The 24,079-nt window shown below is 58.7% G+C and carries 23 protein-coding genes; 8 read left to right on the top strand and 15 right to left on the bottom strand.

Annotation, left to right across the window (positions count from 1 at the left end):
* Positions 1-121 precede the first annotated feature (121 nt).
* The 5 genes from MCRY_RS13145 to MCRY_RS13125 form a co-directional block, all read right to left on the bottom strand.
* Positions 122-1,210 carry an ABC transporter ATP-binding protein gene (locus MCRY_RS13145; protein ID WP_085630613.1) on the bottom strand — a complete coding sequence of 363 codons (1,089 nt, stop codon included), beginning with the start codon at positions 1,208-1,210 and terminating at the stop codon, positions 122-124.
* Between the two features lie 27 nt (positions 1,211-1,237).
* On the bottom strand, positions 1,238-2,896 hold the full coding sequence (bglA, locus tag MCRY_RS13140; RefSeq protein WP_085630611.1) for a beta-galactosidase BglA: 1,659 nt from the start codon (positions 2,894-2,896) through the stop codon (positions 1,238-1,240).
* A 72-nt stretch (positions 2,897-2,968) separates the two neighbouring features.
* The gene (locus MCRY_RS13135; RefSeq protein WP_085630609.1) at positions 2,969-4,126 is read right to left on the bottom strand and encodes a carbohydrate ABC transporter permease; all 1,158 of its coding nucleotides are present in this window, start codon (positions 4,124-4,126) and stop codon (positions 2,969-2,971) included.
* Complete coding sequence (locus tag MCRY_RS13130; RefSeq protein WP_085630607.1) at positions 4,126-5,145, bottom strand: carbohydrate ABC transporter permease; 1,020 nt, start codon at positions 5,143-5,145, stop codon at positions 4,126-4,128. Before MCRY_RS13130 ends, MCRY_RS13135 begins: the two co-directional genes overlap by 1 nt.
* A 133-nt stretch (positions 5,146-5,278) precedes the next feature.
* Positions 5,279-6,547, bottom strand: coding sequence for an ABC transporter substrate-binding protein (locus MCRY_RS13125; RefSeq protein ID WP_085630605.1), 1,269 nt, complete (start codon positions 6,545-6,547; stop codon positions 5,279-5,281).
* 73 nt (positions 6,548-6,620) lie between these two features.
* Here MCRY_RS13125 and MCRY_RS22905 point away from each other — a divergent pair, with 73 nt between their 5' ends.
* Genes MCRY_RS22905 through MCRY_RS13110 form a run of 4 tightly spaced genes read left to right on the top strand, consistent with a single transcriptional unit; the run spans position 6,621 to position 10,123 of the window.
* The gene (locus tag MCRY_RS22905; protein WP_171046180.1) at positions 6,621-6,791 is read left to right on the top strand and encodes a hypothetical protein; all 171 of its coding nucleotides are present in this window, start codon (positions 6,621-6,623) and stop codon (positions 6,789-6,791) included.
* Entirely contained in the window at positions 6,788-7,813 is a 1,026-nt protein-coding gene (locus tag MCRY_RS13120; protein WP_085630866.1) for a substrate-binding domain-containing protein, read from the top strand. The genes MCRY_RS22905 and MCRY_RS13120 overlap by 4 nt, the downstream gene beginning before the upstream one ends.
* Before the next feature lie 11 nt (positions 7,814-7,824).
* Positions 7,825-9,153 (top strand): GH1 family beta-glucosidase, encoded by a 1,329-nt coding sequence (locus MCRY_RS13115; RefSeq protein ID WP_085630603.1) that lies wholly within the window; start codon positions 7,825-7,827, stop codon positions 9,151-9,153.
* A 1-nt stretch (position 9,154) separates the two neighbouring features.
* Positions 9,155-10,123: a glucokinase gene (locus MCRY_RS13110; RefSeq protein ID WP_085630601.1), complete on the top strand. Its 969-nt coding sequence runs from the start codon at positions 9,155-9,157 to the stop codon at positions 10,121-10,123.
* Here the strand turns inward: MCRY_RS13110 and MCRY_RS13105 are convergent.
* From MCRY_RS13105 to MCRY_RS13065, 9 genes are all read right to left on the bottom strand, one after another.
* Positions 10,120-12,042, bottom strand: coding sequence for a beta-galactosidase (locus tag MCRY_RS13105; protein ID WP_085630599.1), 1,923 nt, complete (start codon positions 12,040-12,042; stop codon positions 10,120-10,122). The genes MCRY_RS13110 and MCRY_RS13105 overlap by 4 nt on opposite strands.
* Positions 12,039-12,884, bottom strand: a complete 846-nt coding sequence (locus MCRY_RS13100) for an SMP-30/gluconolactonase/LRE family protein (protein ID WP_085630597.1) — start codon at positions 12,882-12,884, stop codon at positions 12,039-12,041. The genes MCRY_RS13105 and MCRY_RS13100 overlap by 4 nt, the downstream gene beginning before the upstream one ends.
* Positions 12,884-13,489 (bottom strand): 2-dehydro-3-deoxy-6-phosphogalactonate aldolase, encoded by a 606-nt coding sequence (locus tag MCRY_RS13095; RefSeq protein WP_085630595.1) that lies wholly within the window; start codon positions 13,487-13,489, stop codon positions 12,884-12,886. The genes MCRY_RS13100 and MCRY_RS13095 overlap by 1 nt, the downstream gene beginning before the upstream one ends.
* The gene (locus MCRY_RS13090; protein ID WP_085630593.1) at positions 13,486-14,388 is read right to left on the bottom strand and encodes a 2-dehydro-3-deoxygalactonokinase; all 903 of its coding nucleotides are present in this window, start codon (positions 14,386-14,388) and stop codon (positions 13,486-13,488) included. The genes MCRY_RS13095 and MCRY_RS13090 overlap by 4 nt, the downstream gene beginning before the upstream one ends.
* Positions 14,385-15,158 (bottom strand): SDR family NAD(P)-dependent oxidoreductase, encoded by a 774-nt coding sequence (locus MCRY_RS13085; RefSeq protein WP_085630591.1) that lies wholly within the window; start codon positions 15,156-15,158, stop codon positions 14,385-14,387. Before MCRY_RS13085 ends, MCRY_RS13090 begins: the two co-directional genes overlap by 4 nt.
* On the bottom strand, positions 15,159-16,499 hold the full coding sequence (melA, locus tag MCRY_RS13080) for an alpha-glucosidase/alpha-galactosidase (protein WP_085630589.1): 1,341 nt from the start codon (positions 16,497-16,499) through the stop codon (positions 15,159-15,161).
* Between the two features lie 12 nt (positions 16,500-16,511).
* Positions 16,512-17,360 carry a carbohydrate ABC transporter permease gene (locus MCRY_RS13075; RefSeq protein ID WP_085630587.1) on the bottom strand — a complete coding sequence of 283 codons (849 nt, stop codon included), beginning with the start codon at positions 17,358-17,360 and terminating at the stop codon, positions 16,512-16,514.
* An 88-nt stretch (positions 17,361-17,448) separates the two neighbouring features.
* Complete coding sequence (locus MCRY_RS13070) at positions 17,449-18,375, bottom strand: carbohydrate ABC transporter permease (protein ID WP_085630585.1); 927 nt, start codon at positions 18,373-18,375, stop codon at positions 17,449-17,451.
* 97 nt (positions 18,376-18,472) lie between these two features.
* Positions 18,473-19,735, bottom strand: a complete 1,263-nt coding sequence (locus MCRY_RS13065; protein WP_085630584.1) for an ABC transporter substrate-binding protein — start codon at positions 19,733-19,735, stop codon at positions 18,473-18,475.
* Positions 19,736-19,885: 150 nt separating this feature from the next.
* On the opposite strand from MCRY_RS13065, the gene MCRY_RS13060 reads away from it, so the two are divergent.
* Positions 19,886-20,725: an IclR family transcriptional regulator gene (locus tag MCRY_RS13060; protein WP_085630582.1), complete on the top strand. Its 840-nt coding sequence runs from the start codon at positions 19,886-19,888 to the stop codon at positions 20,723-20,725.
* Complete coding sequence (locus MCRY_RS13055; protein WP_085630580.1) at positions 20,706-21,758, top strand: ABC transporter ATP-binding protein; 1,053 nt, start codon at positions 20,706-20,708, stop codon at positions 21,756-21,758. Before MCRY_RS13060 ends, MCRY_RS13055 begins: the two co-directional genes overlap by 20 nt.
* Before the next feature lie 85 nt (positions 21,759-21,843).
* On the opposite strand, the gene MCRY_RS13050 is transcribed toward MCRY_RS13055, so the two are convergent.
* Positions 21,844-22,365, bottom strand: a complete 522-nt coding sequence (locus MCRY_RS13050; RefSeq protein ID WP_085630578.1) for an acyloxyacyl hydrolase — start codon at positions 22,363-22,365, stop codon at positions 21,844-21,846.
* 236 nt (positions 22,366-22,601) lie between these two features.
* On the opposite strand from MCRY_RS13050, the gene MCRY_RS13045 reads away from it, so the two are divergent.
* Positions 22,602-23,639 (top strand): M35 family metallo-endopeptidase, encoded by a 1,038-nt coding sequence (locus MCRY_RS13045; protein ID WP_176234510.1) that lies wholly within the window; start codon positions 22,602-22,604, stop codon positions 23,637-23,639.
* Between the two features lie 13 nt (positions 23,640-23,652).
* Positions 23,653-23,982, top strand: coding sequence for a hypothetical protein (locus MCRY_RS13040; RefSeq protein WP_085630574.1), 330 nt, complete (start codon positions 23,653-23,655; stop codon positions 23,980-23,982).
* Positions 23,983-24,079: the final 97 nt, after the last annotated feature.

Here is a 24,079-nt window from a genome sequence, read left to right as displayed (position 1 = left end):
CGAGTTTCGCCAATCGAAAAAAGAGAACAAACGTGGAACACCGCGATCTGCCCACAGAAAATGCAAACGGCTCCGAACTTTGTCCGGAGCCGGTGCACATTATGCTCTGCGCAATAGACGATCAGCGGTACAGCAGCGACACCCCGTCGTGGAACACATGCACCTTGTCCGGTGAAGCGCTCAGTTTGACCGATTTGCCGCGCAGTCCTGCATGGATGCCCGGCAGTTTGCCGATCACCGCATGGGCGTCTCCTTGCTGTTCGAAATACAGCAACGTCACTTCGCCCAAGGCTTCGGTGATGTTCACCTTGCCTTCAAAGATGTAATCTCCAGCAGTTTCGAGGAAGTCCTCTGGGCGGACGCCGACATTCACCTTGAGGCCCATATCAGCATCGGTGGTCGGGTAATCCGACACCGCAGTGCCGCCGCCGACCATCTTGATGGTGGTTTGCCCGCCGGTGCCCACGATCTCGCCCGGAAGCAGGTTCATCGACGGTGAGCCGATGAACTGCGCCACGAATTCGCTGTTGGGTCGTTCATACAGCTCCAGTGGTGCCCCGACCTGCGCGATCCCCTTGTTGGCCAAAACGACAATGCGGGAGGCAAGTGTCATCGCTTCGACCTGATCATGGGTCACGTAGATCATCGTGCTTTCGGGCATCTGCTCCTTGAGCTGCGCAATCTCGATCCGGGTGGCGACACGCAGCGCCGCATCGAGGTTCGAGAGCGGTTCATCGAACAGATAGACTTTAGGATCGCGCACAATCGACCGGCCAATCGCGACACGCTGACGCTGACCACCAGACAGGGCCTTTGGCAGACGGTCGAGATAGGGATCGAGTTGCAGCATCTTGGCGGCGCGGTTCACCGCCTCGTCAATCTCGGCCTGCGGTTTCTTGGCGATCTTGAGCGCGAACTGCATATTCTCGCGCACGGTCATGTGCGGGTACAGCGCGTAGGATTGGAACACCATGGCAATGCCGCGCATCGCGGGCGGCATATCGTTGACCACCTGCCCGTCGATTTCGAGCGTGCCACCGGTGATCTTTTCCAACCCAGCGATCATCCGCAACAACGTGGACTTGCCACAGCCGGATGGGCCGACAAAGACGATCAGCTCGCCCTGTTGGATGTCGAGGTTGATATTGTTGAGCACGTTGACCGCGCCCGCATAGGTCTTTTCGACATCCGTCAGCTTTAAATTGGCCATGACTGTCCCTCCCTAATCCTGTCTTACTCAGGAATTCATTTTCAGCGCGAGGCATGGTTGCCACGGGCCAAGATGCAATTTGCCATCTGCTTGCGGTCCGGCGCTCCCCAATTCCAGACCGATCTGCGCCCAGTTGCCCGATGGCATGTCCATCGTCGCGGGCTGGTCGCTTAGGTTGAAGGCACAGAAAATCGTCGAGCCTTCATGACTGCGTGTGAAATGCACGATGGTGTCGGTATTTTTCACGCCGTCGTGGTCCCCCTTGGCCAATGCGGGCTGTGCATGGCGGAACGCGATGGCGCGGCGATAGTGGTGCAGGATTGCAGCAGGGTCGTCCTCTTGGTGCGACACGGTGCGGTTCAGATGTTCATGACTGACCGGCAGCCACGGCTGGCCCGAGGTGAACCCGCCATTCTGGTTCGATGGTTCCCACACCATCGGCGTGCGACAACCATCGCGACCCTTATATTCCGGCCAGAACTGGATGCCGTAAGGGTCTTGCAGGTCTTCAAACCCAACCTCGGCTTCCGGCAGGCCCAATTCTTCGCCTTGGTAAATGCACACCGATCCGCGCAGGCACATCATCAGCGTTGCAAACAGGCGCTGCGCGGCCGGTGACAGGTTCCAGCGCGATGCATGGCGTGTCACATCATGGTTGGAGAACGCCCAGCAGGCCCAGCCGTCCGAGGCCACTTCGTCCACATGGCCCAGCACCTCGACAAAGCGGTCGGCAGTGGGCTCGACACCCGACAGGAATTCGAACGCGTAGCACATGTGCACCCGGTTCTCGCCACGGGTGTATTCGCCCATGATCTCAAGCCCACGCTGCGCATCGCCCACTTCGCCCACTGACGTGGTGCCGTTATATTCATCCAGCAGCGCGCGGAACCGTTCGAGGAAGGCAAAGTTCTCGGGCTGGTTCTTGGAATAAAGGTGTTCCTGATGGTTATACGGGTTCACCGACGGCGCGATATTGGCGTTGCGCTTTTCCTTGGGCAGCGCCGGGTTGCTACGCAGTTCCTTGTCGTGGAAATAGAAGTTGATCGTATCAAGGCGGAAACCGTCAACGCCGCGATCCAGCCAGAACCGGGTCACATCCAGAAGCGCCTGCTGCACATCCGGGTTGTGAAAGTTCAGATCCGGCTGCGAGGTCAGGAAATTGTGCAGGTAATACTGTTCACGCCGCGCGTCCCACTGCCAGGCTGAGCCGCCAAAGATCGACAGCCAGTTGTTGGGCGGTGTGCCGTCGTCCTTGGGATCGGACCAGACATACCAATCCGCCTTGTCGTTGTCGCGGCTGGACCGGCTCAGCCGGAACCACGGGTGCTGATCCGAGGTGTGCGACAGCACGAGGTCGATCATCACGCGGATGCCCAGACGGTGCGCGGTTTGAACCAACACATCGAAGTCCGCCAGTGACCCGAACATCGGATCGACATCGCAATAATCGCTGACATCGTAGCCGAAATCCTTCATCGGCGAGGTGAAGAAGGGGCTGATCCAGATCGCATCCACGCCAAGTGACGCCACATAGGGCAGCCGGTGCGCGATCCCCAAAAGGTCGCCAACGCCATCTCCGTTGCTGTCCTGAAAGCTGCGCGGATAGATCTGGTAGATCACCGCCCCGCGCCACCAATCGTTGTCTACAGCGGGGTTTTCTGCGGCCAGAGTGTTTGCCACGTTCATCGTCCTGTTTTCCTTGCATCCGCACCCGCAGATGCTGTGTGAGAATTGGCTCCGCCACTTGGGCGAAACGCGTTATTTTACCGATCCGGCCAGAAGGCCGCGCACGAGGTATTTTTGCATCGCGAAGAACACCAGAAGTGGCACCGCGATGGACACGAAGGCTGCGGTGGCAAGGATTTCCCAATTGCCGCCACGTGTGCCCAGAAGTTCGACGATCTGGTTCGTCATGACCGTGGTCTGCCCGGTCGCGTCGATCAGGAACACCTTGGCGACCAGAAGATCATTCCACGTCCACAGGAACTGGAAGATCGCAAAGCTGGCCAGTGCCGGAAACGACAGCGGCAGGATGATCTTGGTGAAGATCTGGAATTCGGTCGCGCCGTCCACACGGGCATTTTCGATGATGTCCCGTGGCAGGCCGACCATGTAGTTGCGTAAGAGGTAGATCGCCAAGGGTAATCCGAAACCTGTATGGGCCAGCCAAGTGCCCAGATACCCCTTTCCTATGCCGATCCCCAGATGCAGCTTCAGCAGCGGGATCAGCGCCAATTGCAGCGGCACCACCAAAAGACCCACGATGATGGCAATCAAAAGCGCCCTGCCCGCGAAATCCATCCATGCCAGCGCATAGGCCGCAAAAGCCGCGACCACGATGGGAATGATCGTTGCCGGGATCGTCACGGTCAGTGTGTTGAAGAACGCCTTGGCCATGCTGTCGGTCGCATTGCCCGAGAAAAGAACCTGTTGGTAGTTCTCAAGCGTGAAATCCGGCGGCAGTTCGGCAGTCACGAAGATCCGCTGACCGCGGCTGCCTTCCATCTCAACCGGGCTTTCCAGCCGGTATTCGCCATTGGCCTGCACGGTGATCCGCTCGCCGTCGCGGAGCTCTGCCGTGTCCCCCGGCACATAGGCGCCGACATCACGAGATGAGGTGCCCCAGGCGGACATGTCGATGTCTTCTGACAGGTCTTCGCCTGTGAACAGATTGCCCTCGATCACGTAGACGCCGTCGACCAGCGTCTGTGTGTCAGGATCGGCGGTGCGCAGCGTCAGGCTTTGTTCCGTGGGGAACAGAGCCTTCCACCAGCCGGACGTGGCAATCTGGTCTGCCGTGCGGAAGGACGACACAAAAAGACCGACCGTCGGGAAAAGCCAGAGCGCCACGAGCGCCGCGACCGAGATGTGAACCGCCCATGTCAGGGAGGATTTCGTTCCAGCGATATTGTCCATCAGCGCATCTCCTTGCGCGCATTGCGCACGTTCCAATAGAGGATCGGTGTCACCAGCAGCATGATCACCATCGCACTGGCCGAGCCCACGCCCCAGTCCCGGGCCACGAACAATTGGTTGAACATGTAATTGGCCAGAACCTGCGTGCCCCATTGGCCGTTGGTCATGGCGAACACGATGTCAAAGACCTTGAGCACCACCAGCGTGATCGTCGTCCAGACCACAACGATGGTGCCCGCGATCTGTGGCATCTTGATCTTGAAGAAAATCTGGAACGGGTTGGCGCCGTCCACAATAGCTGCTTCGATGGTTTCCTCGGGGATACCGCGCAGCGCGGCGGACAGGATCACCATGGCAAAGCCGGTCTGAATCCAGATCAGGACGATCATCAGCAGGAAACTGTTCCAGAACGGTGTTGTCAGCCATTGTTGCGGGTCATTGCCCGTAAACCAGACATAGACCGCGTTCAGAACACCGATCTGTTCGGTGCCGGGCGGGCGCGCGTCATAGACAAGTTTCCAGATCACCGCAGCGCCCACGAATGAAATCGCCATCGGCATAAAGATCAGCGACTTGGCGATATTGCCCCAACGGATACGGTCGGTCAGTTGTGCAGCCAGCAAGCCGAACGCGGTCGACATGGCGGGCACAATGATGAGCCAGAACATGTTGTTGACCAGCGCTTCCCAGAATTTCGGGTCAGCCGACATTTGCGCGTAATTCGCAAAGCCGACGAAGTTATAAACCGTGGTGCCGTCAGACAATGTCTCGCGTTCGGTCAGCGACAGGCGGATCGTCTCGACCACCGGATAGGCTAGGTACAAACCCAACGCGAGAAGCGCTGGAAGCAGGAACAGCCACGGGCGCACAAGATTGGCGCGGTTGATGTTCTTGCCTGCGTTCGGGCCTCTAGCGGGAAACACCACCTTGTCCAGAATTTGGTTGGAAAAGTAGAAATAACTCAGACAGCCGCCGACGCCGATGGCGATGGTCAACAGACCTTGAATTGCGGGATTCATCTGTCCCTCCCAAAAATGTTTGCTGATCCAGTGTGTGCCACTGGTGGTCCCTTAAAACGGGTCTTGGCTTTGCAGCTTTGTGGGTATGGACTGCGCGATCACCCGCGCAGCCCTGCATTTTTGCAAAACAGCCTTACTTCAGCGCGTCCCAGCTTGACTGGATTTCACTGGCAACCGCGCTTGCGTCCTTGCCGCCGGCATAGTCGACCATACCGGTCCAGAACGTGCCTGCACCAACGCCGCCCGGCATCAGGTCGGACGCGTCAAACCGGAACGTGGTGGCGTCCAGCAGGATCTGGTTCATGTTCGCCGCCGCCTCGGTCGAGAACTTCGACAGGTCCACACCTTTGTGCGGTGTCAGGAAGCCGCCATTGGCCATCCAGATCTCGTGCGCCACAGGCGTCTGGAGGTATTCGATCAGGTCATGTGCCGCCTGATTTTCGTTGGTGATCGCCCAGAGCGTGCCTGCTCCCAGAACCGGCGCGCCAAGGTCTTTGCCTTCATAGGCCGGGAAGTAGAAGAAATCCGCGTCCGCGCCGATTTCCGTACCTTCCGGGAAAAACGCTGGGATGAACGACGCCTGACGGTGCATGTAGCACTGCGGAGGCGCTGCAAAGAGGCCCTTGGGGCTGTCGCGGAAGTCCGTCGAGGCCACGGCCCCGGCCCCACCAGCGACGTAATCGTCGTTGCGGGCAAATGCGCCGAACTCTTCGATTGCCGCAACGACGCGTTCGTCGTCAAACGGGATTTCGTTGGACACCCACTGGTCATAAACGGCAGGCGGTTGTGTACGCAGCATCATGTCCTCGACCCAGTCGGTCGCAGGCCAGCCCGTTGCACCACCGGACCCCAGACCAATGCACCACGGCGTTTCACCGTCCGCCACGATCTGATCCGTCAGTGCCTTGAGCTCTTCCATCGTGGTCGGGATTTCATAACCCGCATCCTCGAAATTCTCGGGAGAATACCAAACCAGCGACTTCACATCGACCTTGTAGAAAAAGCCGTAGAGATCTTCCGCGGCATCAGGACCGGCATATGTGCCCAGATCGACCCACGATTGACCGGCGGCGTAATTGTCGCGCACCCAATCGGCGGTGCCATCCTTGAGCGGTGTCAGAAAGCCGCGTGCGGCCATGTCAGAAGCCAGACCCGGCTGCGGGAATACCGCGACATTCGGTGCAGAGCCCGCTTCGGCGTCAACGACAATTTGCTGTTCAAAGCTGTCGGAGCCGACATAGCTGACATTGTGGCCGGACTTTTCGGCAAAGTCGGACAGGACAGCTTCGACCAATTCCTGATCCGGGCCAAGCCACGGTCCGAACACGGTGACATCCTCGGCAAACGCGGCGCTGGAGCACAGCGCGGCAATCGCCACACTCGATGTGAGCGTCTTTTTCATGAGTAACCTCCCAAGTTGCGCATGTTAGCGCCTAACTTATCCCCCGCCTCGGAATCACCCCAAAGCGCTTTGGATGCCTGAAACTCCCCGATTTGTTAGCGCCTGTCAATCCGCAGTTGAGCCTGAATTATTGTTGTTTTATGCTGCTTTGCAGAAATTTAGCGCGCGTAAAGGGGCTTTCCTCGCCTTGGATTTTGTGTCTAGTTTGATGGCGAAACTCAAAGCGCTTTGGAAAATCCTGTGAATCTCAAGCAACTTTCGGAACATCTCAATCTGTCGCAGACCACTGTGAGTCGCGCACTGAACGGGTATCCCGAAGTCAGCGAAAGCACGCGCACCCGCGTTCTCAAGGCAGCTCAAGACCTCAATTATCGGCCCAATCTGCGCGCCAAAGGGCTTGCGACCGGCCGCGCGCTGGCGATTGGGCACGTGATCCCGGTCTCGAACCAGCACGAGATGGTGAACCCGGTTTTTGGGGATTTCATTGCCGGAGCAGGCGAAAGCTATGCCCGAGAGGGTTTTGACATGATGCTCAAGCTCGTGCCCGACAGCGATGAAACCCGCGCCTATGAAGACATCCGTGCGCGCGGCACGGTGGATGGGATCATCGTGCATGGCCCGGTGATCAATGATGAACGCATCGCGCTTTTGTCGCGGATTGGTCTGCCCTTTGTGGTGCATGGGCGTTCGACAGATGTGGCCCTGCCCTATTCTTGGATCGATGTGAACAATCGCGGCGCGTTCGAACGTGGGACACAATTCCTGATCGAACTTGGCCACCGCAGCATTGCGCTGCTGAACGGTCTGGAACACATGGATTTCGCGTTCCGGCGGCGCAAGGGCTACGAGACCGCCTTGCGCAATCACGGCATCTCTGTGGATGCAAGCCTGATGCGCAGCGAAGAAATGACCGAGATCTACGGCTACCGCGCTGCCAAAGAGATGCTGTCACGGTCAAAAAGGCCCACGGCCTTTGTCTGCTCGTCGATTATCACAGCCATTGGCGTGCGCCGTGCCGTTCACGAGGCGGGGTTGGTGTTGGCGCGCGATGTGTCGATCATCACCCATGACGACGCGCTCAGCTATCTTGAGAACGGGGATGACGTGCCGATCTTTACCGCCCTGCGGTCGTCGGTGCGCTATGCCGGGGCCGAGGCGGCCGACATGCTTTTGTCGCTGATCGCAATCCCCAAGAACGCGCCCAAAACCCGCCTGCTCGAGGCGGACCTGATCATCGGCCGGTCCACCGGACCCGCTGTAACCTGAAGGACACCCCTATGTTGAACTTCAAACGGCAGGACTTTCCTGACGATTTCCTCTTTGGCTCTGCCACATCCAGTTACCAGATCGAAGGTCACGCCTTTGGCGGTGCGGGCAAGACCCATTGGGACACCTTCGCGGCCACACCGGGAAACGTGGTGCGCGCCGAAAATGGCGACCTTGCCTGCGATCACTACCACCGGTTCGAAGAGGATTTTGATCTGGTCAAAGCCGCCGGATTGGACGCCTACCGTTTTTCGACAAGCTGGGCACGAGTGATGCCAGAGGGGCGCGGTGCGCCCAACCCCGAAGGTCTGGATTTCTACGACCGCCTGACCGATGCGATGCTGGAACGCGGGCTGAAACCCTGTGCCACGCTTTACCATTGGGAACTGCCCGTGGCGCTGGCGGATCTGGGGGGCTGGCGCAATCCGGATCTACCCAAGTGGTTCGGCGACTTTGCCGAGGTCATCATGGGCCGGATCGGCGATCGCATGTTCTCGGTCGCGCCGATCAACGAGCCGTGGTGCGTTGGCTGGCTGTCGCACTTCCTGGGCCATCACGCGCCGGGCCTACGCGATATCCGCGCAACGGCGGGCGCAATGCACCATGTCCTCAAGGCACATGGCACAGCCATTCAGGCGATGCGCAGTTTGGGCATGGGCAACCTTGGTGGTGTGTTCAACATGGAATGGGCGACGCCTGTCGATGACAGCGAAGCGGCGAAAAAGGCGGCTGCGCTTTACGATGGGTATTACAACCATTTTTTCATGTCCGGTGTCTTCAAGGGCACCTACCCCGAGAACGTGATGGAGGGGTTGGAACCGCATATGCCCAAGGGCTGGCATGATGATTTCGGGGTGATTCAAAGCCCTCTCGATTGGTGCGGGATCAACTATTACACCCGCAAGATCATTGCGCCGAATGATGGTCCGTGGCCCAGCCATCACGAGGTCGAAGGCCCGCTGCCCAAAACCTTCATGGACTGGGAGATTTACCCCGAGGGTCTGTATAATTTCCTCACCCGGACCGCGCGCGATTATACCGGCGACCTGCCGCTATATGTCACCGAAAATGGAATGGCATCACCGGATGTGATCGAAAACGGCGTGGTGAATGACCCCGGCCGCATCGACTACCTCAACCAACATGTCGCCGCTGTACAGCGCGCCCTAGCAGATGGCGCACCGGTGAAAGGCTATTTCATCTGGTCGCTGATGGACAATTACGAATGGGCGCTTGGCTACGAGAAACGCTTTGGCCTTGTGCATGTGGATTTCGATACACTGGACCGCACGCCCAAATCCTCCTATCACGCGCTCAAATCCGCGTTGACCGGGACCTGACATGACCAATACCACGACCCTGACCGCCTTGGTCGCCGATCTGGGCGGCACCAACACCCGTGTCGCCCTTACTGACGGCGCAAAAGTTCGAACCGATACAATCAAACGCTTTCGCAATGCCGAGCACCCCGATCTGCTGTCGGTCCTGCGTGCCTACATGGCAGAGCAAACCGTGGTCCCCGATGCGGCCTGTGTGGCGATGGCAGGACCAGTGCGTGACGGGGTTGGCGAATTGACCAACCTCAGCTGGACCGTCGATCGCGCGTCGGTGGCCGAGGCGACAGGCGCGGGCACTGTAGCGGTGCTGAACGATCTGCAAGCACAGGGTCACGCGCTGGACCTGCTGACCTCCGATGTGCTTCAAACCATCCTGCCGGGCCAGGCCGCTGGGGATCACGCAGCACGGTTGGTGATTGGTGTGGGCACTGGGATGAACGCAGCCGCTGTGTACCGTCTTGGCGATCGCACGCTGGTGCCCCCGTCCGAGGCGGGTCATGTCTCCCTGCCCGCCCAGAACGCCGACGAATTGCGGCTTTTGGATTGGATCGCTCGCAAGCATGGTACGCCGGGCTTTGAAGACGTGCTGTCCGGGCGCGGATTCGAGCGGGTTTACGAATGGCTTTGCGACGAGGCGGGTGTCGATGCGCCGCTTGATGCGGGTGGGATCATGCAAGCGGTGAACGAAGGATCGAACCAAATCGCCGAAGACGCGGCGCGGGTGTTCATTCGCATGATGGGTCGCGCTGCGGGCAATCTGGCGCTGGTGCATTTGCCTTTTGGCGGCATCTACCTGATCGGCGGTGTCGCACGCCATTTCGCACCGCACTTGTTGCGGTTGGGCTTTCAGGATGCATTCTACGACAAGGGCCGGTTCTCGGACTTCATGGAGCAGTTCCCGGTGCACCTGGTCGATGACGACTATGCCGCCCTGACCGGATCGGCTGCCCACCTGTCCGAACTGATGGGCTAGGATTTCACCTGCCGGATGACACCGGCAGGTCCAAGTATTTCGCCTTCGATTTCAACATCATGCGGGTTGTGGTTGAACCAGAACCGCTCGGCCCCCGTATCGCGCAGACGGACCCCCATCGGCATGACTGTGGTGTCCACGCGGGCACGGTCGCAGACATCTTTTACCAAACGGTCAAAAAACGCATCATCTCCCCAACCACCACAATAGATGATGGAGCCAGAGCGCATCGCGACCGGCATTCCTGCCTCTGTCAAAAACAGACTTTCTGCTTCGCCTTCAAGAAGTTCAAACCAGTTCTTAACGTGACCTCCACCGCTGATTGGGATGGGCATGTCGGGACGAAGGGTTTCCAAACGGGACACGGTCACGTCCAGTCCCGGCCATGCAGGTGGCAGCGGCACAGGAATGGTGAAGTCGCCATCGCGGGCGGCCGAGCGTGGGCCAATCAGCACGTCGGCCCCGCTTTGTGCCAATGCGGTCTTGAGATCGTCCGGCATGGTCATCATCCCGGGTGCGGCAACGACGCGATACCCACCGAAATCTCGTTGCGTCGGCGGCAGGATATCCACCGTCACCCCCACCCGCCGGAAGGCACGGTAGAGGTCGAAGACCAGACCGAAATAATCCATGCCCTGCCCCTGTGGCTGCACCTCCCACGCCCATGCGGCATCGTAGTCGAAGATCAGCGCGACGGGGGCTTGGGTGATCGCCACGTCTGGCGCGTCGGCCAATTCCTGCGCCACCTGCTCGGCTTCAACATAGCCCGGTGCGATCACGCTGTCGGGCCGCAATAGGCCCGCGTGCAGCTGCTCCTGCGCAAAGGGCGCCTGCCGCCAGCGGAAGTAACACACCGCCTCGGCCCCGTGGGCGAATGCCTCCCACGTCCAAAGGCGCACCATGCCAGGCAGAGGTGCCGGGTTATAGGGCGCCCAGTTCACAGGGCCGGGTTGTTGTTCCATCACCCACCATCGGCCCTTGCCCACGGCGCGATAGAGGTCGTGGTGGAACGCCTGAAAGTCGGGATCGCCTTGGCGGGCATAGTGGCGCTGTTCCTCTGCCGTTGCACCAACGCGGTCTTCGAGAAAGCCCAGCGGATAGCTGTCCCATGTGGCGATCTCCAAATCATCGCCCACGGCGAAATGGTCAAAATCAGTGATCCGCCCCATGTAATTGTGCGAGATCGGCGCGTCGGAATAGCGGCGGATAGTGTCCACCTGCGCGCGGTTGAAGCGCACCACCTGATCGGAAGAGAACCGCCGGAACGCCTGCACATGGGCGGGGTTGGGTTCGGTCACGGTCAGGTTGGGCAGGTCGATCTGGTCGAAATCGTCATACTCCATCGACCAGAACACATTGCCCCAAGCGGCGTTCAGCGCGTCGATGTCGCCATCGTTGCCCTGCCCCGGATAGCGCGTGCGCAACCAGCCGCGGAACGCCTGACGCGCTGCGGTGGAATAGGAAATGATCGTGTCGTGACAGCCGTATTCGTTGTCCGTCTGCCACGCTGCGACATGCGGGTTCTTGCCATAGCGCTTGGCCACTTCGGTGACGATGCGACGGCATTCGTCAAGATAGCCTTCATGGCTGAAGCAGTAATGGCGACGCGATCCAAACCCGCGCGGGTGGCCTTGGACATCAACAGCGAACATGTCGGGATGTTTGTCGCAGACCCAGCGCGGCGGTGTCGCCGTGGGGGTGCCGAGAACCACCTTGAGGCCTGCCGCGCCCAAAACCTCGATCGCCTCGTCCAACCACTCCCAGCGGAAATCGCCCGAAGCGGGTTCGATCCGCGACCATGCGAATTCGCCGATGCGGACCCATGTCAGACCAAGTGCTGCCATGCGGGCGGCGTCTTCTTCCCAGATCGCACGCGGCCAGTGTTCGGGATAGTAGCAAGTGCCAAGCGTACGTTTCATAGGATGACTTGGTGTTCTTTCTGGCCTTTGGTGCCTGAGGGGACGGCGAATGTCATTCCGTCACTGTCGCTGGCCGGGTTCAACCCATCGGCGGCGCTGGTGATGTAGAGGGTGCTCAGATCCGCCCCACCGAAGGCCGGGCAACTGGTCTGCGATGCAGGAACCGCTATCGCGCGGATCAACACGCCATCGGGGCCGTAACACGCGACCCGTGACGCGCCCCATTGCGCGACCCAGAGATTGCCATCCGCATCCACCACCGCGCCATCTGGGTTTAGGCCTTCGTCGTTCAGATCCGTGAACAGCGTCGGTTTGCCGTCTGGGTAGCCGTCGTCGTCCAGCGCCACCTTAAGGATCTTGCGCTTACGCGTGTCGGTGTAAAACGCGTGGCTGCGATCCGGCGCGAAACAGATGGCGTTCGAAATGGTGATCTTGTCGAAAAGCTTGGTCAGGGTGCCGTTATAGTAGCGATAGATCGCCCCCGCGCCCGGTTCCGCGTTCTTGCCCATCGTGCCGATCCAGAACCCACCCCACGGATCAGCGCGGCCATCATTTGACCGCGTGACCGGATTGTCGGATTCGAGCGGATGGATAAACGTGCTTTCTCCGGTCTGCGTGTCGAATACCGACAACGATGTTTCGCTGGCGATGAGCAGAACGCCGGTGTCGACCCAACCGGCGGCAGAGACATGTTCGTCGAAATCCCAGCTTTGCTCATCCGTCCCGTCACTGCGGTAAAGCCGTTTGCCAAGGATATCGAACCAGTAAAGCACCTGTTCTTCGGGGTGCCAAAGCGGACCCTCGCCAAGGGTGCAGATTGTTGAGCTAAAGATATTGGCCATCAGGGTTTTCCCGCATCATAGGCCGCGACGATGTCTTTCGCGCGTGCCTTGATGTCGTCCACCGATGTTCCCGGTTTGTAAAGCGCTGATCCGATCCCGAACCCATCCACACCCGCCGCGAACCAGCCGGCGAAATTGGCGGCACTCGCCCCACCCACGGCAAAGGTTTGCGTGCCTTCAGGAAGGACGGCCTTGATTGCCTTAAGGCCATCCGGGCCGATCAGCGAGCCCGGAAAGAGTTTCAGCCCGTCCGCCCCATTGCGCAACGCGGTAAAGCATTCGGTGGGGGTCATCACACCGGGAAAGCTTTGCATGCCCAATTGCTTGGTCGCTACGATCACGCGCGGATTGCAGTCTGGCGATACCACCATGCCAGCACCGATCTGGTGCAGACGTTGCACGTCGTCCGGCGTTAAAACCGTGCCCGCGCCAATGAGAGATTGCTCTCCGAACGCATCCACCATGGCCTTGATCGACGTGAACGGATCGGGCGAATTCAATGGTACTTCTATCGAAGTGATGCCCGCGTCGATCAGCGCTTCAGTGATCGGCACAGCCTCAACCGGGGTGATCCCGCGCAGGATGGCGATGATCTTGCGGGTCATTGTGTCGTCTCCTTCAGGCCCGCATAGGCGGCTTTCAGCCCTTCCAGCGTCATGCGTTCCGCATCGGTGCGTTCAACGGGCAGACCTTGCGCACCCAACGCATCGGCATAGGCCTTGCACAGCGTGTCGTCACCGATCAGCGCCACATGCTGGCCCAGCCAATAGGGTCGCGCCGCGGCAAGCTCTGCGCCGATCAACAGTCCCGAGAGGCGCGCCCGCGCCTGATCTGCGTGAAGATCGTTCAGCAACCCCTCGGCGCGTATAGAGAAAAGCCGCGCGGCAAGCTCTGCCGGATTGGACATGCCGCTGGACACCGCATCGGCAAATATCGCAGCATCCCAGCCATCGCCCGCCACTGTGTGACGCAGGACAGACTTTTGCGACAGCAGTGCGAACATCTCTCCAGTCATGAAAGTGCGGAAACTGACGATTTCTCCTGCGCTGATATGGACCCATTTGGTATGGGTGCCCGGCAGACAGATCACGCCGTCGAATTTCTGGTTGAGCGCAAGGAAACCTGCGATCTGGGTTTCCTCGCCGCGCACCACGTCCGCCGGGCTGGTTTGCTTGACCCCGGGTAGGATGTGAACCGACAGGCGCGGGTCCGTCGTGGTCACTCGAGTCGCGCGGTCGATCCCCGGCGGGGTGCAGGGGGTGGCTATGTATTTCGCCTCGGCCCAGCCCTGCCGCGATCCGGCCATGCCACAGACCACGACGGGCGTTTCACCTGTTGCCAGCAAATCACCAGCCAGATCCAGCAGCGCAGGTTCAAATCCGTCCCGGGTAAGACCGCCCATGCCTGCATCATTCGCCCTGCGGGTGAGCACCGCTCCATTCCGCGACATTGCCCAGACGCGCAGATGGGACGTGCCCCAATCAACTGCGAGCCAATCCGTCATGCCGCCACCGTAACCACACCACCATCCACCGCCAAGGTCTGGCCCGTCATCATGCGGCTGGTTTTCGAAGCAAGGAACAAAGTGGCATCGACCACGTCCTGTTCAACGAGGTGCTCTTTCAGGCATTGCTTGTCGAGATGTGTGGCCAGTGATGCGGGGTCAGCCCACAGCTCTTTCTGTTTCGGCGTCAGCACCCAGCCGGGAGCCAACGCATTGGCGCGGATGTTGTCGGGGCCAAATTCGCGAGCAAGGCTGCGGGTCATTCCGGTGATCCCGGCATTTGCCGTGGTGTAGGCGATATATCCAGCATTTCCCATCATATAGCTGATGGAGCTGAAGTTGATGATGGCACCGCCGCTTGCCGCCTGCATGCCGGGAATGACCGCCTGACAGGCAAAGAAATAGGCGTCGAGGTTGATCGACAAGGACCAATCCCAAAACTCCGCATCCACATCGAGCGCAGCGTGGCGTTTGTCATTGGCCGCATTGTTGACGAGTACTGTGATCGGCCCATGCGCCTCAGCTGATTGCGTGATCGCAGCTTGAAGCGCAGCGGTGTCGGTGATGTCACACTGGATGAACAGCGGCGCGGTCCCATGTTTCGCCTCCATTTCTGCCACAAAATCCGACGCGTCCGAGCGGCCGACAAAGGCGACCTTCGCGCCCTGCTCAAGAAACCCGTCCGTCAGCGCCGCGCCAATGCCCGAACCGCCGCCCGTGATGAAAACGGACGCATCCTTGAGATCGTGGAATGTCGCATAAGAGGTCATTCAGGCGGCTTTCTTCAGTCGGGCAAATTCGGGCAGCATGTCGCCATGCGCGGCCAACAGATCACTCACAAGGCTGCGGATCTGGCGCAGGTCCAATTCGGCAGCGGTGTGCGGGTCCATCATGGCGGCGTGGTAGACATGTTCGATGTCCTCGTCCACCAACGCGCGCACGACAAGTTCCTGTACGTTGATCTGCGTGCGCATCAGCGCCACCAGCTGCGGTGGGATATCGTCGACTACAGTAGGCTGGATGCCGTTTGCATCCACCAAGCACGGCACCTCGACGGCGGACCCGTTGGGCAGTTGCGGCGCCTGGCCCCGGTTCGGCAGGTTGCCGTAGATCGTGTATGGTTGGTTGGTGACCATGGCGTTCATGATCTCGGCGGCGAATTCGTGGCTCTTTTCGAAGTCGATCTGATCTGCTGTGCGATAGGCCTTCGCCTGATCTGCCCAATCGGCCATCTGCTCGATGCAGCGCTTTGGATATTCGTCTAGCGGCACGCTGAAGTGGTCGATCAAGTCCGTACGGCCCGATTTGATGAACCACGGCACGTATTCGGCCAGATGTTCCGAACTTTCAGTGCAGAAATATCCCAGATGCTCCATCACCTCGTAGCGCACGTTGTTGGCGCAGCGCGACATCAGGAGCGGCGGTTTGGGCAGACTGCCATTGCGGTAGCCTTCTCGCAGCGCGGGATAGAGCGATTGACCCTTATGCGTCAGGTCCAGAAAGAACGCCACATGGTTCACGCCCGCCACACGGTAGCGGAACTCGTCCTGTGACAAGTCCAGATCATGGGCCAGTTCCTGAACCGTATTCTGCACGGAATGGCACAGGCCCACTTGTTTGACATGAGGATAGCGTTCGGCCAGCGCCCAAGTGTTGATTGCCATCGGGTTCACATATTGCAGCATGGTGGCGTTCGGGCACAGCTCTGCCATATCCGCCGCCACGCGCCACAGATGCGGAACGGTGCGTAAGCCGCGCATGATCCCACCGACCCCAAGAGTGTCGCCAATGGTCTGGCGCAGCCCGTATTGCTTGGGAATATCGAAGTCGATCACGGTTGATGGCTCGTAGCCCCCAATCTGGAAAGCGGTCACGACGAAATCCGCCCCCGCGAGCGCACGGCGTTGGTCCGTAGTGGTTTCAACCTGCGCCGATCGCCCCGAGGCGGAGATCAGCTTGCGCGCCACCAGTGCGGATTCCTCCAAACGCTGCTCATTGATGTCCATCAGCGCAAAGGTGGCGCCCTCCAATGCCGGAAAGTGCAGTACATCGCCCACAATGTTCTTCATGAAGATCGTCGAGCCTGCGCCGATAAAGGCGATACGTGTCATGGTCTTTGGTCCTTATTTCACCGCGCCCAAGGTCAGGCCCGCGATAAAGTGTTTCTGCATGAGGAAAAACATCAGCACCGGCGGCAAGGCCGCGACGATGCTGCCCGCGCTCATCAAGTGATAGGCAGCACGGTACTGTGCGTTGAAGCTGGTGATGCCAGCGGTCACGGGCTGTGCGTCCGGCCCTTGGGTCAGGACGATGGCCCAGAAATAGTCGTTCCAGATGAACGTGAAGATCAGCACTGCCAATGCGGCCAGAGCAGGCTTCATCAGCGGCAGCACAACGAACCAGAAGATCCGCCACTCCGCGACCCCCTCAACCCGCGCCGCTTCGATCAGTGGGAACGGCAGGGCGCGGATGAAGTTGCGCATGAACAGCGTACAGAACCCCGTTTGAAACGCGATGTGAAACAGCACGAGGCCGGTTTTGGTGTTGTACAGCCCAAGGTCCAGCGTCAGATCACGTACTGGCACCATCAGGATCTGAAACGGCACGAAATTGCCAGCAACGAACATGAAGAAAACCCAGATGTTCGACCGAAAATTGTAGACGCCAAGAGCAAACCCCGCCATCGCGCTCAGCGCCACAGCTCCGATGACCGTCGGAACGGTGATCAACACTGAATTCAACATGTAGCGCGGCATGTCGGAGTTGAAGAACACCTGCCCGTAATTGTTCACAAATTCGAACGACCCCGGCATCCCCCAGTAGTTGCCTTGGGTGAAATCGGACGCAGGCTTGATTGAAAACACCGCCACAGCGATCAGTGGCAACAGCCACAGGATCAAGGCGATGGGCAGCATGGTCTTGTAGGCGGTCTGCGCAGGTGCGCTGGCCTGTTGAATAGGACGCGGGAACATCAGATTATCCCCCGTTCAAAACACCACGGCATGAACTTCATCTTGCCAAACAAACTCCCGCCGGAGGCTCCCGTCAGACACCACATGCTCAATGCCCCCCCTTCTCTTCGCGGTACATCGACCAGAGGAAATAGGCGATGAAAACCAGCATGATGAGGAACAGAACCACCGCAATCGCCGCGCCATAGCCCATGCGGAATCCGTATTCCGACAGTGCCTTTTCGAACATGTAGAATGATAGCACGCGGGTCTGCCCGAACGGCCCTCCATTGGTCATGATCGAGATCAGGTCAAAGGACCGCAACGCGCCGATGATCGTGACAACAAACGCGATGAACGTGGCGGGTTTGAGCTGTGGGATGATCACGTACCACAGCATCTTCCACCCCTTTGCACCGTCCAGACGTGCGGCTTCGACCTGTTCAGGGTCCACAGCGTTGAGACCGGTGAGATAGAGGATCATGCAGTAGGCCGTTTGCGGCCAGAGCCCGGCAAGGATGATGCCGTAGGTCGCCAGTTTTGGATCGCCCAGAACGTTAACCGGGCCAAGGCCGATCATCGCCAGCATGTTCGACAACAGGCCTTCGTTGGGCAGATAGAACCACGCAAAGACAAGGCCGACAACGACCTGAGACAGAACAAATGGAAAGAAAAACAGGGACTTGTAGATACGGATGCCCGCAACCGTCTGATTCAGGAACAATGCGATAAAAAGGCCCGCCGGGATCGCAAGCAGGTAGCAGACCAGCCATTTCAAGTTGTTCCAAAGCGACACCTCGAAGGCGCGGTCGTTCATCAACTCGGCATAATTGCCAAGGCCAATATACTCCGCCTGCCCCAGCCCGTCCCAGTCGTAGAGCGAGATCGAGAAGCTCTGGAAGATCGGGATGATGACGTAGACCGCAAAGAACAGGATCGCAGGCGCAAGGAACAACCACGGTGTGACCGCGATTTCGTTGCGCTTGTACCAGCCACGTTTCGGCGGGTCGGTGTCGGGCAAAGCTACGGTGGTCATGGTCGGGTCTCCTCCACACGGGCCACGCGAAAGCCGGATGACGGCTTACGGATGGGCCGCGATAGGCCGGGAATGTCCCGACCCACGCGTGATTGGCTTATTTGTAGACGCGCTGGCGCACCTGCTCGAGGCGGGCCAAAATATCGTCGAGGTTGTCCGGCAGTACCATGAATTCCTGGAAACCCTGCATCGCCTCGGCCGCCATTTCCGCCGGGAAGTCACGGTCAAAGAACTGCGCAACACCGCCCGGGCTGTTCGACGACAACATCGCAAAGCCCTGTTCGAGGAACTTGTCTGCATCGATCGACGCGGATGCGTTCACCGGAAGCTGGCCAAGGTTCGCGCCATTGTTGATCTCGGTCTGTTCGTCAGCCGATACAACGAAACGCAGGAATTCACGCGCGGCTTCCTTGTTGTTGGCGTTGGCCGGGATGTGGAACGTGTCGGTCGGCGCATCTTCGGCCAATGCGACACCTTCGGTGATTGCCGGGAACTGATAGAAGTCGAGCTGGTCATCGCTCAGCCCCGCTTCGCGCAGCGGTGCGACAGCGAAGTTGCCCATCAGATACGCTGCAGCATCACCGTTGACCATGAAGGGCAGCGCTTCCTGCCAGCTATAGTTCTGGTGGTTGTCGACATACCCACCCATGTCGATCAGCTCGCGCCAGTTGGCGAAGGTCTGACGCACGCGGTCGTCCGTCCAAGCCACGTTACCAGCTGCCATTTCCATATGAAAATCATAGCCATGCGTCCGCAAGTTCAAGTAATCAAACCAGCCGCCAGCTGTCCAAAGGAACTTGGTGCCGATGGTGTAGCACTTCACACCATTGTCCAGAAGCGTCTGACAATTGGACTTCATTTCGTCCCAGTTGGTCGGCTCAGTCAGACCGTATTGGTCGTAGATGTCTTTGCGGTAATAGATGCCCCACTGATAGTAGGTGTAGGGCACGCCCCACTGCTTGCCGTCGATGGTCATCGCACCTTTGGTCGATGCGAGATTGTCAGCAATTGCGGGCTCTGCCCACAGGTCGGACACGTCTTCGAACAGACCCGCCTCGACATAGGGGCGCATACGGTTTGCTGCGTACCATGTCGCCACGTCCGGTGCATCGGCGGTCAGGAAATTGCGGATCTGCGTCTTGTAGGCTTCGCGGTCGATCACCGTGGTTTCGATGTTCAGCTCTGGATGCTGCGCACCAAAGCGTTCGATCATCGCTTCCATCGTGGCGCGCGGCGCCGGGTTCGAGGTGTCGAGGAAAATCTTCAGATCGCCGCTAAGCGAATGGCTTCCTGCAAATGCCGTCGAGGCTGCAAGTGCAGCCGTGAGCGCCAGTGCTGACGCTTTCAATGTGGAACGCATGGTATCCTCCCTAATGCTCCCAATTCTGGTGCAAGATTGGTTTCATTATTTGAAACCTTGTTTTGCATATTGAAATCATAACAGCGACTCGCCTATGCTTGTCAACAGCCGACGGAACGCGACCTGCGGCTAAGGGAGGAAATCGCGAACATGACATCGGTCGAACGAAACGATGGAACCGTGGGCAAAGCCCTGTCTGTACTGGACCAGATTGCGTCTTACGGGCGCCCTGTGCGTTTTGGCGAACTTCTGGCTGATTCCGACATGCCCAAGGCCACGCTGTACCGGTTTGTGCAAACCCTGACCAACCAAGGCATGTTGCAATATGAACCCGAGCGCCAAACCTACGCGCCGGGGCTGCGGCTTGTGCGGTTGGCCCATGCCGCGTGGGCGCAATCCTCGCTCGCGCCGGTTGCCCGCCTGCATGTCGATGCGCTCAGCGCTGAAACCGGAGAGACCGTCCATCTGGCGCAGCTTGACCATGCACAGGTCTTGTATGTCGACAAACGCAATGCGCGCGACCCGGTGGAGATGTTCAGCCAGGCGGGCAAGGTAGGCCCTGCCTATTGCACCGGTGTGGGCAAGGCGATGTTAGCCTTCCTGCCAGAGCCAGAATTGCAGACCGCCCTCGCCCAGCAAAGCTGGCACCAGTTCACATCCGCCACACATGGATCGGCTGTAAGCCTGCAACGCGAACTGGCAGAGATCCGCGAAGAAGGGCTGAGTTTCGATCGTGAGGAACATGAGATCGGCATTGTCTGCGTTGCCGTTCCGATCCTGAATTCCCAATCCCGCCCACTTGGTGCCTTGTCCGTCACAGGCACCACACGGCGCACCAATCTTGACGCGCTGCGCAACCTTGGCCCCCGACTCAAACAGGCAGCGGCGGCGATTGCACGCGATGCCGAAAGCTGGCTGTTCCCGCGCACCTCTGCGCAGCCCACACCCCAAAACAACGGAGAGATGTCCCATGTCCGGAGTGACGCTTGACACTGTCATCAAACGCTATGGCAACACGCAGGTCATCCACGGGATTGATCTGGACGTTCAGGATGGAGAGTTCTGCGTCTTTGTCGGACCATCCGGCTGCGGCAAGTCCACGCTCTTGCGGATGGTTGCCGGGCTTGAAGAAACCACCGAAGGCACGATCCACATCGGTGCCCGTGATGTGACGCGGCTTGACCCGTCGGATCGCGGCGTGTCGATGGTGTTTCAGACATATGCGCTGTATCCGCACATGACGGTCGAGGAAAACATGGGGTTCGGCCTCAAGATGACCGGCCATCCGTCATCTGAGATCAAGTCCAAGGTCGCCGAGGCCAGCCGTATCCTCAAGCTGGACGACTATCTCAAGCGCAAGCCTAAAGCTCTTTCCGGCGGTCAGCGTCAGCGTGTGGCAATCGGGCGGGCCATCGTACGTGGACCCGAGGTGTTCCTGTTCGATGAACCGCTGTCCAACCTCGATGCCGAACTGCGGGTCGAGATGCGGGTCGAGATCGCGCGCCTGCACAAGGAAATCGGCGCGACGATGATCTACGTGACCCACGATCAGGTCGAGGCGATGACGCTGGCCGACAAGATCGTGGTTCTGCGCTCAGGACGCATCGAACAGGTCGGCGCGCCGATGGAGCTGTACCGCGATCCCGACAATCGCTTTGTCGCTGGGTTTATCGGCTCACCCTCGATGAATTTCATTCGTGGCACGGTTCAAGGCACAGAGGTTGTGTCAAACGGCTTGGCCCATGCGGTGCCCAAAACCGGGTCAGCGCAAGACGGTCAAGAGGTCTTGATCGGTTTGCGGCCAGAGCATCTGACGCTGAAACCGGGATCGTCGCACCGTGTCGACCTGACGGAAAGCCTAGGCGGCGTGTCCTATGTTCACCTGATCGGACCGGACGGCGAAAAGATCATCGTCGAAGAACGTGGCGACCACAGGTCGTCCATAGGGGATCAGGTCGATCTCGTTGTCGATCCCGACCATATGTATCTTTTTGATGCGGCATCAGAATTGCGTGTGAGGTAATAGTCACCAAAGGACGCCCATTGGATCGGTCATCACGAATGCAGGAATGCCCGCGCTGGCCTTGTAAGAAGGTGCGCTGATTGGCTCAGTTGAGCGGAATGGACAGCTTGACTTGAACCGTTTCAACGCCGGGGTTTTCGTCGTAAATTCCGGCGTTTGAGCGGTGGTCATAGCTTAGCGCCACCCGCCAGCCCCGGGACGTTTCATAGCCCAATTCGAGACCCGAGCGGAACGCGACAGTGCCGCCCAGATCGAACCCACCATTGTCGAAGTAAAGCCCCGGCATCGCATGCAATTCCGCATAGGCACCACTGCGACCGAACGGAATGCTGTACGTAGCCCCGGCTCCGACCCAGGTCTCTCCATCCTCGCCCACCGAAAGGCCTGCGGCTGTGCCGAAAGGCCCAATCTGCTTGCCAAGGTCATAGCGAAGATACACCTCTGCTGCTGCATCAGCGCGCCGTTCCAGAACTTCCCCGCCGGAAATCGAAAACCGTGATGTGGTTTGGCTGGTTCCCAGGCAGCCCTGCTCGGTGCCGCAATGGTTCATGCCCATATCGGTCATGCCCATGATCAAGAGAAGTGCCGCGAAGGTGCCGTCCGCCATTTGAAACCGTCCTATGCCATGGGCCCGTATGCTCACGCATGATGCAAATCACGTCCGATGTCCAGTTGAGCACGCCACTTCTCGCAGACGATCCGCCAGGGCGAAACGACTGGCGCGAAACTGAGCACCGGATCACGAAAATCTTGATTTTTGCAGGTAATCGGGCACTGTTGCCAGAACGTACCGAACCTATTTCAGAGATCAATTCTCAAATCGACTTTTCGAAAGGACTCTTCATGTCCATGACCTTGTTCACCGAGGCGTACAAGAAAGCGCGTAAGATATTCGAGAACCAGAAATTCGCGGGTGGCGATCCCGATTGGGAGAAATTCCTCAAGAACGACGTCGCCAGCTTGTCGATCCTCGCAAATGGCGGGCCTAACCCCGCGCATGCGGATGGGTGCGATAAGCTGCGCAAGAAGCTCTCGGATTCTCTGCCAACAGGCATGTTCGGACGCCTTTTCACACACGAAGGTGATATCATCTGGCAAGCCGCGGGTTCGGATAACGGCGGCAAACAGATCGAGCGCGCCGCCGCGATCAAATTCTTACGGCACCTATACCGGGCGCACAAACGCGGCGGACAAGATGTCTGGGTGTTCAACCCACCGAAAGCGCACAAGAAATTCGTCTTCGATGAAGTGAAAGGCTTTGCCATCCTCAACAAGCACAAATTGGGACAGGCAGACGAGATCTACTCCGATGACGAAATGAGACACATGTGTTCCGCGCTGGCTTTGGCATTGGCGTCGTCCCAAAAGGCGCAAATGAAAGTGAACTCGCCCGACGATACCGTGCGAGCCTGCGTCAAGGATTGGTTCTGCGACGATCACAGCTCTGACACGCAGCTCAACACGGCGATGAGCAAGCTAAAGGCAGGTCTTCCCAAGATCGTCAACGCCTGCAACTCCAACAGTCTGGTGTTCAGCGACGACCCAACCAGCAGAAAGTCGCGGGCGAAAACCTATGGTCTGGCCTTGCCCGGAGGAGAAGGCGGAGGGTTTCCGGTGATCTATCTTGAAGGGCTGTTCACCCGGATGACTGGCAATTCTGGCAAGCTTTGGCTTTGTGCAGAGACCATCATACACGAATTGACCCACACAGAGTTGAGCACAAAGGACGTCTTTTATGATTGTGAGGGGCTCAAGCCGTCTGGCAACAGATTTTCAAGCGCTGATGCGCTGTCTAATGCTGACAGTTGGGGCTACTTTGTTATGGATATCGACGGCAAACTCTCTGCCGCAGACAAAAAACGCATTCTGGTCACCCCATAGGCTGGAGGCAGAGATGATCAAATCCGCAAAACGCGCCGCCCCTGATCCTGTGCCCCCGCTTGTCGTTGGGGATGTGAGATACGAAGTGATCCATTTTGGGCGCCGTGAAGGTCTGGACCAGAATGGTGGATATATCGTGGCCAAGACCGATAAGACAGGCGAGGTTCTTTGGACACTCAAGGTCTACGACGTCGTCTATGACCCAAATGGAAAGGAAGGCGACAGTCAGGATGTTTTTATCACAACGATGCGCAAGATGTGGTTTCGCCCAAAACTTTGGATTGCCGATGAGCTTGGTCGCAGGTTTGTGGTCGATCTGAACAGCAAGACTGTCTCGCCGTGACACGGCTGTGATATATGCGGCTACGAATTTACTTCGTGTCTAAAATAACAGCCGCCGTTGGCGGGTGATCTTTGGTGTTTAGTATTTCTGTGGTTGT

The organism is Marivita cryptomonadis (assembly GCF_002115725.1).
GTDB classification, from domain to species: domain Bacteria; phylum Pseudomonadota; class Alphaproteobacteria; order Rhodobacterales; family Rhodobacteraceae; genus Marivita; species Marivita cryptomonadis.
Note: the sequence above shows the minus strand (reverse complement) of the source record. Positions and strands in the feature narration are given on the sequence as shown.

Bases quoted from the DNA above. Each gene is read 5' to 3' on its own strand.
- MCRY_RS13145 (WP_085630613.1), bottom strand. From the start codon at position 1,210: ATGGCCAATTTAAAGCTGACGGATGTCGAAAAGACCTATGCGGGCGCG.
- bglA (WP_085630611.1), bottom strand. From the start codon at position 2,896: ATGAACGTGGCAAACACTCTGGCCGCAGAAAACCCCGCTGTAGACAAC.
- MCRY_RS13135 (WP_085630609.1), bottom strand. From the start codon at position 4,126: ATGGACAATATCGCTGGAACGAAATCCTCCCTGACATGGGCGGTTCAC.
- MCRY_RS13130 (WP_085630607.1), bottom strand. From the start codon at position 5,145: ATGAATCCCGCAATTCAAGGTCTGTTGACCATCGCCATCGGCGTCGGC.
- MCRY_RS13125 (WP_085630605.1), bottom strand. From the start codon at position 6,547: ATGAAAAAGACGCTCACATCGAGTGTGGCGATTGCCGCGCTGTGCTCC.
- MCRY_RS22905 (WP_171046180.1), top strand. From the start codon at position 6,621: ATGCCTGAAACTCCCCGATTTGTTAGCGCCTGTCAATCCGCAGTTGAG.
- MCRY_RS13115 (WP_085630603.1), top strand. From the start codon at position 7,825: ATGTTGAACTTCAAACGGCAGGACTTTCCTGACGATTTCCTCTTTGGC.
- MCRY_RS13110 (WP_085630601.1), top strand. From the start codon at position 9,155: ATGACCAATACCACGACCCTGACCGCCTTGGTCGCCGATCTGGGCGGC.
- MCRY_RS13105 (WP_085630599.1), bottom strand. From the start codon at position 12,042: ATGAAACGTACGCTTGGCACTTGCTACTATCCCGAACACTGGCCGCGT.
- MCRY_RS13100 (WP_085630597.1), bottom strand. From the start codon at position 12,884: ATGGCCAATATCTTTAGCTCAACAATCTGCACCCTTGGCGAGGGTCCG.
- MCRY_RS13095 (WP_085630595.1), bottom strand. From the start codon at position 13,489: ATGACCCGCAAGATCATCGCCATCCTGCGCGGGATCACCCCGGTTGAG.
- MCRY_RS13090 (WP_085630593.1), bottom strand. From the start codon at position 14,388: ATGACGGATTGGCTCGCAGTTGATTGGGGCACGTCCCATCTGCGCGTC.
- MCRY_RS13085 (WP_085630591.1), bottom strand. From the start codon at position 15,158: ATGACCTCTTATGCGACATTCCACGATCTCAAGGATGCGTCCGTTTTC.
- melA (WP_085630589.1), bottom strand. From the start codon at position 16,499: ATGACACGTATCGCCTTTATCGGCGCAGGCTCGACGATCTTCATGAAG.
- MCRY_RS13075 (WP_085630587.1), bottom strand. From the start codon at position 17,360: ATGTTCCCGCGTCCTATTCAACAGGCCAGCGCACCTGCGCAGACCGCC.
- MCRY_RS13070 (WP_085630585.1), bottom strand. From the start codon at position 18,375: ATGACCACCGTAGCTTTGCCCGACACCGACCCGCCGAAACGTGGCTGG.
- MCRY_RS13065 (WP_085630584.1), bottom strand. From the start codon at position 19,735: ATGCGTTCCACATTGAAAGCGTCAGCACTGGCGCTCACGGCTGCACTT.
- MCRY_RS13060 (WP_085630582.1), top strand. From the start codon at position 19,886: ATGACATCGGTCGAACGAAACGATGGAACCGTGGGCAAAGCCCTGTCT.
- MCRY_RS13055 (WP_085630580.1), top strand. From the start codon at position 20,706: ATGTCCGGAGTGACGCTTGACACTGTCATCAAACGCTATGGCAACACG.
- MCRY_RS13050 (WP_085630578.1), bottom strand. From the start codon at position 22,365: ATGGCGGACGGCACCTTCGCGGCACTTCTCTTGATCATGGGCATGACC.
- MCRY_RS13045 (WP_176234510.1), top strand. From the start codon at position 22,602: ATGTCCATGACCTTGTTCACCGAGGCGTACAAGAAAGCGCGTAAGATA.
- MCRY_RS13040 (WP_085630574.1), top strand. From the start codon at position 23,653: ATGATCAAATCCGCAAAACGCGCCGCCCCTGATCCTGTGCCCCCGCTT.